The sequence below is a fragment of the Pseudoclavibacter sp. RFBB5 genome (assembly GCF_002931555.1).
Taxonomy (GTDB): domain Bacteria; phylum Actinomycetota; class Actinomycetes; order Actinomycetales; family Microbacteriaceae; genus Pseudoclavibacter.
Window position 1 is genome coordinate 322,841 of the sequence record NZ_PSTZ01000001.1, and the last position, 13,110, is coordinate 335,950.

The 13,110-nt window shown below is 69.4% G+C and carries 13 protein-coding genes; 4 read left to right on the plus strand and 9 right to left on the minus strand.

What is annotated here, in order from left to right; all coding sequences use genetic code 11:
• Positions 1-34 precede the first annotated feature (34 nt).
• Positions 35-1,147, plus strand: coding sequence for a transaldolase family protein (locus tag C5B97_RS01580; protein ID WP_104310381.1), 1,113 nt, complete (start codon positions 35-37; stop codon positions 1,145-1,147).
• A gap of 206 nt (positions 1,148-1,353) precedes the next feature.
• Here C5B97_RS01580 and C5B97_RS01585 read toward each other — a convergent pair whose 3' ends face one another.
• Positions 1,354-2,019, minus strand: coding sequence for a TetR/AcrR family transcriptional regulator (locus C5B97_RS01585; RefSeq protein WP_104310382.1), 666 nt, complete (start codon positions 2,017-2,019; stop codon positions 1,354-1,356).
• A 92-nt stretch (positions 2,020-2,111) separates the two neighbouring features.
• On the opposite strand from C5B97_RS01585, the gene C5B97_RS01590 reads away from it, so the two are divergent.
• Positions 2,112-3,596 carry an MFS transporter gene (locus C5B97_RS01590; RefSeq protein WP_258067829.1) on the plus strand — a complete coding sequence of 495 codons (1,485 nt, stop codon included), beginning with the start codon at positions 2,112-2,114 and terminating at the stop codon, positions 3,594-3,596.
• 78 nt (positions 3,597-3,674) lie between these two features.
• Here the strand turns inward: C5B97_RS01590 and C5B97_RS01595 are convergent, their stop codons facing one another.
• The 4 genes from C5B97_RS01595 to purD all read right to left on the minus strand — a co-directional run bounded on the left by C5B97_RS01595 (position 3,675) and on the right by purD (position 7,907).
• A complete protein-coding gene (locus tag C5B97_RS01595) occupies positions 3,675-3,968 on the minus strand; it encodes a DUF1905 domain-containing protein (protein WP_104310384.1) in 294 nt (97 codons plus the stop codon).
• A gap of 52 nt (positions 3,969-4,020) precedes the next feature.
• Positions 4,021-5,526, minus strand: a complete 1,506-nt coding sequence (locus C5B97_RS01600) for a SulP family inorganic anion transporter (RefSeq protein WP_258067849.1) — start codon at positions 5,524-5,526, stop codon at positions 4,021-4,023.
• Between the two features lie 207 nt (positions 5,527-5,733).
• Entirely contained in the window at positions 5,734-6,627 is an 894-nt protein-coding gene (locus tag C5B97_RS01605; protein ID WP_104310385.1) for a phosphoribosylaminoimidazolesuccinocarboxamide synthase, read from the minus strand.
• Positions 6,624-7,907 carry a phosphoribosylamine--glycine ligase gene (purD, locus tag C5B97_RS01610; RefSeq protein WP_104310386.1) on the minus strand — a complete coding sequence of 428 codons (1,284 nt, stop codon included), beginning with the start codon at positions 7,905-7,907 and terminating at the stop codon, positions 6,624-6,626. Before purD ends, C5B97_RS01605 begins: the two co-directional genes overlap by 4 nt.
• 285 nt (positions 7,908-8,192) lie before the next feature.
• On the opposite strand from purD, the gene C5B97_RS01615 reads away from it, so the two are divergent.
• On the plus strand, positions 8,193-8,525 hold the full coding sequence (locus C5B97_RS01615; RefSeq protein ID WP_258067851.1) for a sterol carrier family protein: 333 nt from the start codon (positions 8,193-8,195) through the stop codon (positions 8,523-8,525).
• Positions 8,526-8,608: 83 nt separating this feature from the next.
• Positions 8,609-9,034, plus strand: a complete 426-nt coding sequence (locus tag C5B97_RS01620; RefSeq protein ID WP_104310387.1) for a hypothetical protein — start codon at positions 8,609-8,611, stop codon at positions 9,032-9,034.
• Between the two features lie 249 nt (positions 9,035-9,283).
• Here the strand turns inward: C5B97_RS01620 and C5B97_RS01625 are convergent, their stop codons facing one another.
• From C5B97_RS01625 to purF, 4 genes are all read right to left on the minus strand, one after another.
• Positions 9,284-9,898, minus strand: a complete 615-nt coding sequence (locus tag C5B97_RS01625) for an energy-coupling factor transporter transmembrane protein EcfT (protein ID WP_104310388.1) — start codon at positions 9,896-9,898, stop codon at positions 9,284-9,286.
• Positions 9,899-9,988: 90 nt separating this feature from the next.
• Positions 9,989-10,690, minus strand: coding sequence for an energy-coupling factor ABC transporter ATP-binding protein (locus C5B97_RS01630; RefSeq protein WP_104310389.1), 702 nt, complete (start codon positions 10,688-10,690; stop codon positions 9,989-9,991).
• Between the two features lie 51 nt (positions 10,691-10,741).
• Positions 10,742-11,371 carry a biotin transporter BioY gene (locus C5B97_RS01635; protein ID WP_104310390.1) on the minus strand — a complete coding sequence of 210 codons (630 nt, stop codon included), beginning with the start codon at positions 11,369-11,371 and terminating at the stop codon, positions 10,742-10,744.
• A 152-nt stretch (positions 11,372-11,523) separates the two neighbouring features.
• Positions 11,524-12,981: an amidophosphoribosyltransferase gene (gene purF / locus C5B97_RS01640; protein WP_104310391.1), complete on the minus strand. Its 1,458-nt coding sequence runs from the start codon at positions 12,979-12,981 to the stop codon at positions 11,524-11,526.
• Positions 12,982-13,110 lie beyond the last annotated feature (129 nt).

Here is a 13,110-nt window from a genome sequence, read left to right on the forward strand (position 1 = left end):
AACCCGGCCAACAGCCACCGATGAGGAGAACAGCATGACCCTGCTCGAAACAGCGCCTTCCAACGACAACGGCACCCCGGCGACGGAGCTCGCACCCCTCGCCTGGGCCGCGCAGAACACGCAGACCGCCCTCTGGAACGACTCGGCGGACCCGGAGGAGCTCACGAAGTCCATCGAGTTTGGGGCTGTCGGTGCGACCTGCAACCCGGTCATCGCGTTCGCGGCGATCAAGAAGCGTCCCGATGTCTGGGGTCCGCGCATCAAGGAGATCGCCGCGCAGAACCCCACCTGGGGCGAATCGGAGATCGGCTGGCAGGCCGTGCGTGACCTCTCGATCAACGCGGCCCGACTCCTCGAATCCGAGTTCGAGCGCAGCGGGGGCCGCAACGGCCGCCTCTCCATCCAGACCGACCCGCGCCTGCACCGCGACGCCGCGGCCCTCGCCGACCAGGCCGAGGAGTTCTCGAAGCTCGCGAAGAACATCATCGTCAAGATCCCCGCGACGAAGACAGGCATCGAGGCGATGGAAGAGGCCGCATACCGTGGCGTCAGCATCAACGCGACCCTGAGCTTCACGGTGCCGCAGGCTGTTGCCGTCGGTGCCGCGCTCGAGCGCGCCCTCGAGCGTCGCGCGGCCGATGGTCTCCCCGAGCAGGAGTTCGGCCACGTGGTCACGATCATGGGCGGGCGTCTCGACGACTGGCTCAAGAAGTGGACGACCGCGAACCGCATCCTCGTCACGCCCGGCATCCTCGAGTGGGCAGGCGTTGCGGCGCTCAAGCGCGCGCACGCCGTGTTCCAGGAGCGCGGCTACCGCAGCCGCGTGCTGTCGGCGGCCTTCCGCAACCAGCTCCAGTGGTCCGAGCTCGTCGGTGGCGACATCGTCGTCTCGCCGCCGTTCGACTGGCAGGCCCGCATCAACGAGAACAACCTCCCCGTCTCCGAGCGCATCCACGTGCCCGTCGATGCCGCGATCCTCGAGGAGCTGGGCACGCTCAGCGAGTTCCGCCGCGCTTACGAGGTCGACGGCATGGCTCCGGAGGAGTTCGAGGACTTCGGGGCGGCACGCAACACGCTCCGCCAGTTCCTCGATGCGGACGCACAGCTCGACGCCCTCGTGCGCGAGATCCTGGTGCCCGCCGCCTAAGGCGCCCACGGCGGAGGCGCCCACGGCGGCTATCCGCCAACATCCGCTTCCTGAACTGAGCTCGGCCGCGCCGCGTCGCGACACCCGGAGCGTGCCGAGCTCATCCCGCCTGCTGCTCAATCAGCGTGGCGGCGCAGGGGAGGGTCCGTAGTTTTCTCGCGAGGAAAGCCGACGGGCCCTCCCCTTTTCGCGTGCCCGCGCCCGCGTCAGTGCGCGGGGGTCCCGCGGTGTGCGGCGGGCAGTACGACGTTGTCGATGATGCCGACGAGGAACTCCCGGTCCGGTGGCTGGCGCAGGATGAGGGTGCGGAATGCGGCCATCGCCGGTGCAATCATGCTGAGGGTGTCCAGGTCGACATCGGCGGCGATCTCGCCGCGCTCGATGGCGCGCTCGAAGAGCACGCGGTTGGCGGCGGCGCGGGGAGCGACGATCGCCGCGTGCGCTGCGGCGGCCATCTCCGGGTCGCGCGCGATCATCGAGACGACACCGGTCATGACGTTGAGCTTGCGCTCGGCGTCGCGGATGTTCGGGGGGCGCACCATGGCGATGAGGTCGCCGCGCAGGGTGCCCGTGTCGGGGAGTGCCTCGAGGTCGAGGTCCTTCGACTTCATGCAGGCGACGGCGTCGAGCACGAGGTCCGACTTCGAGGCCCAGCGCCGGTACAGCGTGGCCTTGCCGGCCTTCGCTCGGGTTGCGACCATGTCGATCGTCATGCCGTCGTATCCGGTCTCGGCGAGCACATCCAGTGCCGCCTCGAGGATGTCGGTGTCGCGCGTGTGGTCGCGCTTGCGCCCGAGCCGCGGCTTCCCGGCTGTCTCGTCTGGTGTCGCCGGTGCTGCGGGGGAGCTGTCGGCGAGGTGTGTCTTCGTCATCGAAACCGCCTCTGGTCGCTGCACAGACTAGCCGTGCACATTACGGAACTCAGTGTATCCGAAACGGCCGAGTCTCGGATATGGTGATGCGCATGCCTGAAACCTCTGCACCCGCGACGGATCGTCGCCGCTGGTTGACGCTGGTCGTCGTCGGTCTCGCCCAGCTGATGGTCGTGCTCGACGCGACCGTCGTCAACATCGCCCTGCCGTCCGCGCAAGCGGACCTCGGGTTCTCCGATGGCCAGCGCCAGTGGATCATCACGGCCTACTCGCTCGCCTTCGGCAGCCTCCTGCTCCTCGGAGGCCGCCTCTCCGACCTCATGGGTCGCAAGCGCACGTTTGTCATCGGGCTCATCGGCTTCGCGGTCGCCTCCGCCCTCGGCGGCGCCGCCCCGTCCTTCGAGCTGCTCGTCGCAGCCCGCGCCCTGCAGGGTGTCTTCGGTGCGCTGCTCGCGCCGACGGCCCTTGCCGTCCTCACGACGACCTTCACGATCCCCAAGGAGCGCGCCAGGGCCTTCGGCGTCTTCGGCGCGATCGCTGGCGCGGGCGGAGCAGTCGGTCTGCTCCTCGGCGGCGTGCTCACGGAGGCGTTCGACTGGCGCTGGAACCTCTACATCAACGTCGCGATCGCTGCCGTCGCGCTGGTCGGCGCCTTCGTCTTCGTGCCGTCGATCGCCCGCACCGGTCCACGCCCGAAGCTCGACATCCCGGGAACGCTGCTGGTCTCCGCCGGCCTCTTCGCGCTTGTCTATGGCTTCTCGCACGCCGAGACCGACGGGTGGGATTCGCCGCTCACGTGGGGCATGCTCGCCGGCGCGGTCGTGTTCCTCGCCGGGTTCGTTGTCTGGCAGACTCGCGCCGGGCACCCGCTGCTTCCCCTGCACATCGTCCGCGACCGCAACCGCGGCGCCGCCTACCTGTCGGTCATGATCGCGGGCGCCGGCATGTTCGGCGTCTTCCTCTTCGTCACGTACTACCTGCAGCTCACGCTCGGCTACTCGCCCATTCAGACGGGGCTCGCGTTCCTGCCTATGATCGCGATGCTCGTGCTCGCCGCACAGCTGGGCACGAACATCTTCGTTCCACGGTTCGGCCCGAAGGTGCTCGTCCCGATCGGCATGACGATCGCCGCGAGCGGCATGGTCTGGCTCACGTTCCTGGATGCGACGAGCTCGTACGCGGCGCACGTCATGCCGCCGCTCATGATGATCGGCTTCGCGATGGGGACGATCATGCCCGCGTCGATGCAGACGGCCACGCTCGGCGTCGACCGCGAGTTCGCCGGGGTCGCGTCGGCGATGGTCAACACGAGCCAGCAGGTTGGCGGTTCGGTGGGTACGGCACTGCTCAACACGCTCGCCGCGACGGCCGCCACCGACTACCTGCTCGAGCATGGCCGGGATGCGGTCGGCGACGCCATGATCGCCAGCTACGCCGCCGCCTACTGGTGGGGCGCGGGCTTCTTCGCGCTCGGTGCTGTCGTCTCCGCGTTGCTGTTCCGCCGCCGGAACCAGGGACTCTCGCTCAGTCGGGAGATCGAGGCGGAAGAGGCCGCAGAGCCGACCCTCGCCCACTAGACGTGCGGCCGCCGGTCTGGGCTTCCGTGTCCATGCCGCGCGTCCGGGCGCTTGCTCAAGCGTCGCGGGTCACCGCTCCTACAGGTCGACGAGACGCACCTTGCCGACCACCGGCGCATCCAGCTCGAGCCCCTCGGCCTCGCGCACGGCCTTCTTGATGGGCAGGATGTAGGCGTCGTCGCTCGGGAAGATCGATGTGCGCCACGTGGAACCGCCGACGGTCGCCTCGACCCGCACCGAGCCGAAGCCGTGCGTGAAGCGCTCCGTGGCGGCCGCGATCTTGTCGGACGCGTCCTCGCTGAGGCTCACGAACGTCCACAGCTCACGCCGCTTGTCCCAGCGCCACAGGGGATTCGAGAACGAGAACTCCATGCGACCATGATCGCGCACGAGAGCGGTCGCGGCGAGCTCCGCGATGCGGGGGCTAGTGCCCGCCGCCCGGCAGCACGTCGCGCATCCGCTGCAGGCGGGTCTCGCTCTCGGCGTTCAAGCCGACGACCTCCACGGTGGCGCCGTGTCTCTCATACTTCTCGATGACGGCATCAAGAGCTGCGACGGTCGACGCATCCCAGACGTGCGCCGCACTCAGGTCGATGACCACCCGTGCCGGGTCGGACGCGTAGTCGAACTGCGCGTACAGATCGTTCGACGACGCGAAGAACAGCTGGCCCGTCACCGCGTACGAGGCGAGCGCACCGTCGTCCGACAGGGTCCGCCGCACCTCGACGACGTGTGCGACACGACGCGCGAAGAGCAGCACGGCGCACAGCACGCCCGCCCCGACGCCGATCGCGAGGTTGTGCGTCGCGACCGTCGCGACAACCGTCACGAGCATGACCGCGGTCTCGCTGAGCGGCATCCCGCGCAGCGTCGACGGGCGAATCGAGTGCCAGTCGAACGTCGCCCAGCACACGAAGATCATGACGGCGACAAGCGCGGCCATGGGGATGAGCGCCACAACGTCGCCCAGCAGCACGACCAGGAGCAGCAGGAAGACCCCGGCGAGGAACGTCGAGATGCGCGTGCGCGCGCCGGACGCCTTCACATTGATCATCGTCTGCCCGATCATCGCGCAGCCGCCCATGCCGCCGAAGAACGCGGTGATGACGTTCGCGGCACCCTGCCCCCACGCCTCGCGGGTCTTGCTGGAACGCGTATCCGTGATGTCGTCGACGAGCTTCGCCGTCATGAGCGATTCGAGCAGCCCGACGAATGCCATGGCCAACGCAAACGGGAAGACGATCTGCAGCGTCTCCAATGTGAGCGGCACATCCGGCACGAAGAACCCCGGCAGGGTGCTCGGCAGCTCGCCTTTGTCGCCCACCGTGGGAACGCTGAGCGACGCGAGCACCGTGATGAGCGTGAGCACCACGATCGCGACCAGCGGAGCAGGCACGACGGTCGTCAGTCTGGGAAGCCCGAACACGATGATGAGGGCCAGCAGGGTGAGCGGATACACGAGCCACGGCACCCCGAGCAGCTCGGGCACCTGCGCCAGGAACACGAGAATCGCGAGCGCGTTCACGAACCCGACCATCACCTGGCGCGGGATGAACCGCATGAGCTTCGCAATCCCGATCACGGCGAGCAGCACCTGCAGCACACCGGCGAGGAGCACCGCGGCGATGAGGTAGTCGAGCCCGTGCGAGGCCATGAGCGGCGCGATCACGAGCGCGACGGCGCCCGTCGCCGCCGAGATCATGGCAGGCCGGCCGCCCAGGACGGCGATCGAGACGGCCATCGTGAACGAGGCGAAGAGACCCACCCGGGGGTCCACACCCGCGATGACCGAGAACGCGATCGCCTCGGGAATCAGCGCGAGCGCCACGACCAGGCCGCCGAGCACCTCCACCTTGAGCAGGCGAGGTGATCGCAGCGTTCGGAGCACCGACTGTCGCTGCTCGGGAGTGATGGCCGTGACGGCGGACACCGGCGCGGATGGGGCAGAGGGAGGCACAGCGGATCCAGTCTCGAGGGTGAGGAAGCAGGAGGACCCGCGAGTCCATGAGCGGCAGCGGAATTCCAGGGCGGTGTCGAGGTCGTTCAGACCGCGGAATGACGACCATAGGTCCGCTACGTGCGCCGAGCAAGGGGCGCGCTCGTCCGCACGGCACTGGCCTCGGCGTCCGAGACGTGGCTAGGCGCCGACTCTGAGGCGGTCGAAGAGCTCCGCGTAGCGAGCCTGGGTGCGCTCGATGACCTCGGCCGGAAGCGCGGGCGGTTCACCCTGCTTGTCCCAGTTCGAGGACAGCCAGTCGCGGACGATCTGCTTGTCGAACGACGACAGCCGCTGCTTCAGCGGCAGCGTGGTGTCGGCGTACAGCTTCGCGTCCCAATAGCGTGACGAGTCGCTCGTGAGCACCTCGTCGCCGATCGTGATCTCGCCGTTGGCGGGGTTGCGTCCGAACTCGAACTTCGTGTCGGCCAATATGACGCCGCGCGCCTCGGCGACCGCGGACGCCTCGCGGAACACCCGCAGCGACAGGTCACGCAGCGCGACTGCATCGTCGAGGCCCACGAGCTCGATCATCTTCTCGAAGCTGATGTTCTCGTCATGCTCACCCTGGGGCGCCTTGTAGGCGGGCGTGAAGATCGGGGCCGGAAGCCGGTCGCCGTCCTCGAGCCCCGTCGGCAGGGCGATCCCGCACACTGTGCCGTGTTCGCGGTACTCGATGAGCCCCGAACCGGTCAGGTAGCCGCGCACGACGCACTCGACGGGGAACATCTCCAACCGCACGACGCGCATCGATCGGGCAGCGGTGTCGGCGGGCAGCGATGCATCCCATCCCGACGGCTCGCGCAGGTGGTTCGGCACCGCGATGCGGTCGAACCACCAGCGGCTCAACGCCGTGAGTCGAGCGCCCTTCCCGGGAATGCCGGGGGAGAGGATGTGGTCGAATGCGCTCACGCGGTCGCTCGCGACCACCAGCAGCACGCGGTCGTCGGCCAGTGATTCGTACACTTCGCGCACCTTGCCGGACGAGACGTGCGACCACCCTTCGAGCGTGGGAGTCAGCGCGGCGCCGGTCACGACTGCTGCTCGCGGGCCGCGAGCTCGGCGATGTCTGCGCGGTACTGCGCGCCGTCGACGTGGATGCGCGAGAGCCCCTGGTACGCGAACGCGCGAGCCTCCGCGATGGTCGCGCCGGTTCCGACGACGTTGAGGATGCGGCCTCCGCTTGTCACGAGCGTGTCGTCGTCGCGTTGGGTCGTGGCCGCCTGCAGCACCTTCACGTTCGGCTCAGCCAGCGCATCCTGAACACCCGTGATGGTGCGGCCGGACTGCACGTCCTCCGGGTAGCCCTCGCTCGCGAGCACGATCGTGACCGCCGCGTTGTCGGCGATCGCGAGCTCCTCTGGCAGATGTCCGAGGGTGCCGGTCGCCGACGCGTACAGCAGCTCGGAGAGCGGCTGGGCGAGGCGCTCGAGCACGGCCTGCGTCTCGGGGTCACCGAAGCGCGCGTTGAACTCGATGACGCGGATGCCGGCGCTCGTCACGATGAGTCCGCAGTAAAGGAGTCCCGCGAACGGCGTTCCGGAGGCCCGCATCTCGTCGACGACGGGCTTCGCGACCTGCTCGACGATGAGCTTCGAGAAGGCGCGCTCGCCGCCGAAGCGGTCGCCCAGGAACGGGACGGGCGTGTACGCGCCCATGCCGCCCGTGTTCGGGCCACCGTCGCCGGCAAGGAGGCGCTTGAAATCCTGCGCGGGCGGGAGCGCCCGGACGTTGACCCCATCGGAGAAGACGAACTGCGAGACCTCCTGGCCGTCGAGGAACTCCTCGACCAGCACGGGGCCAGCGGCAAGCCAGTGCTCGGCGTGGATGAGCGCGTCCTCGCGGCTCTCCGTCACCATGACACCCTTGCCGGACGCGAGACCGTCGGCCTTCACGACGTACGGAGCGCCGAACTCGTCGATCGCCGCGGCCGCCTCGTCGAGCGTCGTCGCGAGGCGTGCGCCGCCCGTCGGGACGCCGGCGCGGGACATGACGTCCTTCGCGAAGGTCTTCGAGCCCTCGATCTCGGCGGCGGCCTTCGACGGGCCGAACACGGGGATACCGGCGTCGCGCAGCGCGTCGGCGACACCCGCGACGAGTGGCGCTTCCGGGCCGATGACGACGAGGTCGAAGCCCTCGTCCTTGGCGAACTCCGTCACGAGCGACGGGTTGTTCACATCGAGCCTGATCACCTCAGACTCGTCGGCGATACCCGGATTGCCCGGGGCCGTGACGATCGAGTGTGCGCGCTCGCTGTGGAGGGCGGCAACAATTGCGTGCTCGCGGGCACCGGATCCGAGGACGAGAATTCTCACCGCACCAGCCTAACCGGGGACGACGTCTCCCGCTTCCGCGTGAAGGCAGATGACCGGTCGGCGACACCGGCGGCGCTTCTGCCTGCGCCTCGTCGCGCACCGGTCGCCAGCTCCGGTGACTGCTTCCTCGGATCACGGTGTCCGCCGAACGGAAACGCCGAAGAGTCGCCGAAGTTGGCAGCCCGCCCCGGTGAGGTGCGTCGCTCACCGACTCCGGGGGCGCGGCTGGAGCACAATAAGGACGTGCCGAAACCCCGAATCGCCGACGCCGCTGGCCTCGGAGCCATCACCGCCTGGTCTGAAGCTCGCGCGGAGGGGCGTCCGACGCCTCGTGCCGACGCCGCGACTGCCGTTCGCTACACGCTGCAGGCCCTCGAGGACCGGGCGCCCGGCGCGAGCGTCGAGGTTCGCGTGCCGCCGTTCGGGGCCGTGCAGTGCGTCGAGGGTCCCGGCCACACGAGAGGCACGCCGCCGAACGTCATCGAGCTCGACGCCGACACCTGGCTCGAGCTGGCAACGGGCCGGACCTCATGGCAGGAGGCCTTCGAGGCGAACCGCGTGCGCGCCTCCGGCACCCGCGCCGACGTCTCGGCCTGGCTGCCGCTCGTACGTCGCTGAGGGCGTCGTGCCTCGGCGGGGCCGCCGCCCCGGCCACTGCGCATCCTGCGCGCGCTCACCGGGAACTGCGCGACAATGGATGCATGCTCCGCGAGAACGAACCCACTCCGCCGCGACCTGAAGGCGGCGCCGAACCGACGGCTGACCGCACGGTCCAAGCCGGCGACGAGTTGGAGGGCTACGAGGCCGAGTTCGCCGAGCTGATCGACGAAGACGAGGATGACGGCGTCCGCGAGATGGACGCGAAGGTGCACCGGGTCCCGCGCATGAGCAGCTTCCTCGTGCTCGGCGCCATCGTCGGCGTGGTGCTCGTGACGATCCTCACGTTCGCGTTCCCGCCCAACGAGGCGTTCACGCGCATCCAGGTGTTCGCGTTCCTCCTCGCGTTCACGGTGCCCATCACGCTTGCACTCGGCGGGCTCGCCGGGTACATCGCGGGTCGGGTCTCTGCGAAGCAGTCGGTCGACGCGCGTCTCATCCGCGCCGACGAGCTCGAGAACCGCAGCTAACCCCCCCCGCACGGCCGCTGCAACAGTGGCCGTGCGCGCGCCTCCCTCTGGAACTGACTGGTGTTCACGGACCCAGTTCATCGCGTCGTGACGATTCGAGGCGGGGGGTGTTGCCACTCAAGGTGACGTAGGACTGAAAATGCGGGCGGTGCGGCGGCGACGCTCCCCACGTCACCCTGACTGTCAGCAAAGGCTGTCAGGTCCCGGTCCGAGCCAGGTGCGGAAGAGCGCGAGGACCTCTCGGTTCGCTCAGTCGTCGAGGCCGCGCGCGTGCAGCGCGTCTGACATGGCGTCGGCGCGACGCAGCGCTCGCACGACAAGCGGCACGGCGAAGGCACGCGGGCTGCCGCGGCGGCCGCGTGCGTACTGCGCCTGCCTCGCGGTCTCGGCGAGCTCGGCGATGAGCGGCACCGCTCGCACGCCGAGCGCGAGCTGCAACGCGATTCGGTCGGGATCCACGCCGACGCGTCGGAGCGGCCGGAGCAGCCACACGATGGCGTCGATCATGTCGGTCGTGCGGGTCGTGAGGCTGACGAGGGCTGCCGCGAGGAGCAGCGCGACGATCGACCCGACGACGCCGAGAGCCCGGGCGAGGTCAGCGCTCCACCACTGGAAGGCGAAGATGCCGATCAGGAAGATCCACGTGGGCCGCACGCCGCGCCAGGCGTAGCGCAGGCTCAGTCGCGCGACCGCGAACCCGAGCAGGGCAGTCGCGACCGCGATGCCGGCGGCGAGCGGCGACGCGATCGCGAGCACCGCTGCACCGGCGGCGACGAGCGCGAGCAGCTTCGCCCCTGCCGGCAGCCGGTGGACGACGGATGCCCCGGGCACGTAGACCGCGAGCGGCGACGAGCGGTCAGCCACGGGCTGTGCCCGGCGAGAGCGGGTGCCCCGCAGCGCGCCCTTCGTCGTCGAGGCGGGCGTCCCAGAACCCCGTCGGCCGGGATGCGGGCTTCACGGCGCCCCTTCGGCCTCGATGGCGGCCCGGTACGACGCGATGGCCTCCGACGGTGACCCGTCGAAGTGGATGCGCCCGTCGTGCACCACGAGCACGCGATCGAAGGTGCGGAGCAGGTCGAGGTCGTGGGTCACGAGGACAACCTGCTGCGGCAGGCGTGCGATACGGGCGGCCATGGCGCGTGCGTTGCGCAGGTCGAGGAGGGTCGTGGGCTCGTCGAGGATGAGGATGCTCGGCTCGGTCACGAGCACCGCCGCGAGGGCGAGCAGCTGCTTCTGTCCGCCGGAGAGGAGGTGCGCCGGGTGGTCGGCGCGGTCGGTGAGCCCGACCTGTTCGAGCGCGCTGGCCGTGCGGGCGGCGATCTCGGCCTTGCTGAGGCCCCGCCGCCCGAGCCCGAAGGCGACGTCCTCCCCGACGGTCGGCATGATGATCTGCGAGTCGGGGTCGGTGAAGCAGAACCCCACGCGCCGGCGGACCTCTCGCCCGTCCCGCTTCGTGTCGAAGCCGTCGACCGAGACGGTTCCGCTCGTCGGCAGCAGCAGGCCGTTGAGGAGCCTCGCGAGGCTCGACTTGCCCGAGCCGTTGGCGCCGATGATCCCGATGCGCTGCTCGTGGAGCGTGACCGAGATGTCGTCGAGCACCCGCCGCCGCTGGGCGCCGTCGCCGAACGCGACGCTCACGCCGTGCAGCTCGATCATGCGCAGGCCCCGTTCATCGGGCGGACGTGAGGGGACGCGGGAGCCGAGCGGTCACGCATCCACTGCCGGTGCCGCTGCTGGACTGGACGCGGCCTTCCGCCGGTGCCGACGACCGGAGATGAGCCCCGGGTAGGCCTTGTGGACGCCGCGGGCGATGAGCGCCGCGATGACCGCCTTCGCCAGGTCGCCCGGCAGGAAAGCGAGAGCCGAGACGGCAGCGGCACCGAACCCGATCTGGGCCACGAGCGCGACGCCGATGATGCCGGGGACGTAGAGCACGAGCACGCCGCCGACGACGGTTGCGAGGATGCCGGGCAGAAGGCGGAACGGGTTCCCGAAGCGCTCGACGAGCCAGCCGACGGCAAAGGCCGCGATGGGGAAGCCGATGAAGTAGCCGACCGTGGGGCTCGCCAGCACGGCCAGGCCGCCGCGGCCGCCAGCGAGGAGCGGGAGCCCCGCGAGCACGAGGACGTTGAAGAGCAGCAGCGCGGAGAACCCGCGCTTCGCGCCCAGCACGGCCCCCGCGAGCATGACGCCGAGGGTCTGCAGCGTGATCGGGACGCCCGGGCCGGGGATCGTGATGGCCGGCACCACGCCGAGGGCCGCCACGATGCCCGCGAACACGGCGATCTGCGTGAGGTCGCGGGTTCGGTTGCGGGGCGCGAGGGGAGCGTCGGTCATGCGAGGACTCTACCGGCGCCCCGCCCTGCCGCCCGCCTCGCGTCCGGCGTCTCGCATCCCGCGACACCTGTGGAAAACGCATGCTCGTTTCGCGACGAACATGCGTTTCCCAGATGTCTGGCCCCGTCGGGCGGCAAGGATGCGCCGGCTGGCTAGCTCTTCGTGTTGAGCTCGAGCCAGGCGAGGTACTCGGGGGTGACGGTGCCGGTGACGTAGTTGCCGTCGAAGCAGCTCATGTCGAGCTCCTTCACGTTCGAGCCCTCGGTGATGGCCGTGAACAGGTCGCCGACCTCCTGGTAGACGAGACGGTCGGCGCTGATGACCGACGCGATCTCCTCGATCGAGCGGCCCGATGCGACGAGCTCGCCGCGCGACGGCATGTTGATGCCGTACACGTGCGGGTAGCGGACCGGGGGAGCGGCGGATGCGAAGGTCACCGAGTTGGCACCGGCCTGCCGGGCCATCTCGACGATCTCCTTCGACGTCGTGCCGCGCACGATCGAGTCGTCGACGAGGAGCACGTTCTTGCCGCGGAACTCCGTCGGGAGCGCGTTGAGCTTCTGGCGCACCGACTTCTTGCGCACCTTCTGCCCCGGCATGATGAACGTGCGGCCCACGTAGCGGTTCTTGTAGAAGCCTTCGCGGTAGTCGATGCCGAGGGTCTTCGCCATCTCCATCGCCGTGGGGCGGCCCGAGTCTGGGATGGGCATGACCACGTCGATGTCGCCGGCGCTGATGCTGCGCTCGACGTTCGCGGCGAGGGTCTTCCCCATGCGCAGGCGCGACTCGTAGATCGAGATGCCGTTCATGACGGAGTCGGGGCGAGCGAGGTACACGTACTCGAACGAGCAGGGCACGAGGCGCGGGTTGACGGCGCACTGGCGCGAGAAGAGCTCGCCGCCCATGGAGATGAAGATCGCCTCGCCCGGCTCGACGTCGCGGACGAAGTCGTAGCCGCCCGACTCGAGCACGAGCGACTCGGACGCGACAACCCACTCGTCGCGGCCGTGCTCGTCGTCGCGGCGACCGAGGACGAGGGGGCGGATGCCGAACGGGTCGCGGAAGGCGAGCAGCCCGTATCCGGAGATGAGGGCGACGGATGCGTACGAGCCCTCGACCCGGTCGTGCAGGCGGGAGATCGAGTCGAACAGGTCGTCCGGGGTGAGGTCGTCGCCGTTGATGCCGTGCTGCAGCTCGTTCGCGAGGACGTTGAGCAGCAGCTCGGTGTCACTCGACGAGTTCAGGTGGCGGCGGTCGACGTTGAAGAGCTCCTTGCGCAGCTCTCGCGTGTTCGTGAGGTTGCCGTTGTGCACGAGGACGATGCCGTAGGGCGCGTTCACGTAGAACGGCTGCACCTCGTCGTCGCTCTTCGCGCTGCCAGCCGTCGCATAGCGGACGTGGCCGAGGCCGACGTTGCCGAGCAGGTTGCGCATGTCGCGGGTGCGGTAGCCCTCGCGGACCTGCCCCTTGACCTTCGCGATGTGGAACGTGTCCCCGTCGGCTGTCGCGATGCCGGACGAATCCTGGCCGCGATGCTGCAGGAGCAGGAGGGAATCGTAGATCTGTTGGTTGACGGGACTGGTCGAGACGTGACCAACAATGCCGCACACGCTGGGGGAGCTCCAAGCACAGGTAAGCGCGCCCGCGAGGGCCCGATTTCAAGGAGGCCCACGAGGGGCCCTGAACGATGTTTCGATTTTGTCACAGCTGGCGAGTCCGCGCGCACCAGCGTGGGAAGG

Excerpts from the sequence above, each read along its gene's own strand:
- C5B97_RS01580 (WP_104310381.1), top strand. The coding sequence starts at position 35 with ATGACCCTGCTCGAAACAGCGCCTTCCAACGACAACGGCACCCCGGCG.
- C5B97_RS01585 (WP_104310382.1), bottom strand. The coding sequence starts at position 2,019 with ATGACGAAGACACACCTCGCCGACAGCTCCCCCGCAGCACCGGCGACA.
- C5B97_RS01590 (WP_258067829.1), top strand. The coding sequence starts at position 2,112 with ATGCCTGAAACCTCTGCACCCGCGACGGATCGTCGCCGCTGGTTGACG.
- C5B97_RS01595 (WP_104310384.1), bottom strand. The coding sequence starts at position 3,968 with ATGGAGTTCTCGTTCTCGAATCCCCTGTGGCGCTGGGACAAGCGGCGT.
- C5B97_RS01620 (WP_104310387.1), top strand. The coding sequence starts at position 8,609 with ATGCTCCGCGAGAACGAACCCACTCCGCCGCGACCTGAAGGCGGCGCC.
- C5B97_RS01630 (WP_104310389.1), bottom strand. The coding sequence starts at position 10,690 with ATGATCGAGCTGCACGGCGTGAGCGTCGCGTTCGGCGACGGCGCCCAG.
- C5B97_RS01635 (WP_104310390.1), bottom strand. The coding sequence starts at position 11,371 with ATGACCGACGCTCCCCTCGCGCCCCGCAACCGAACCCGCGACCTCACG.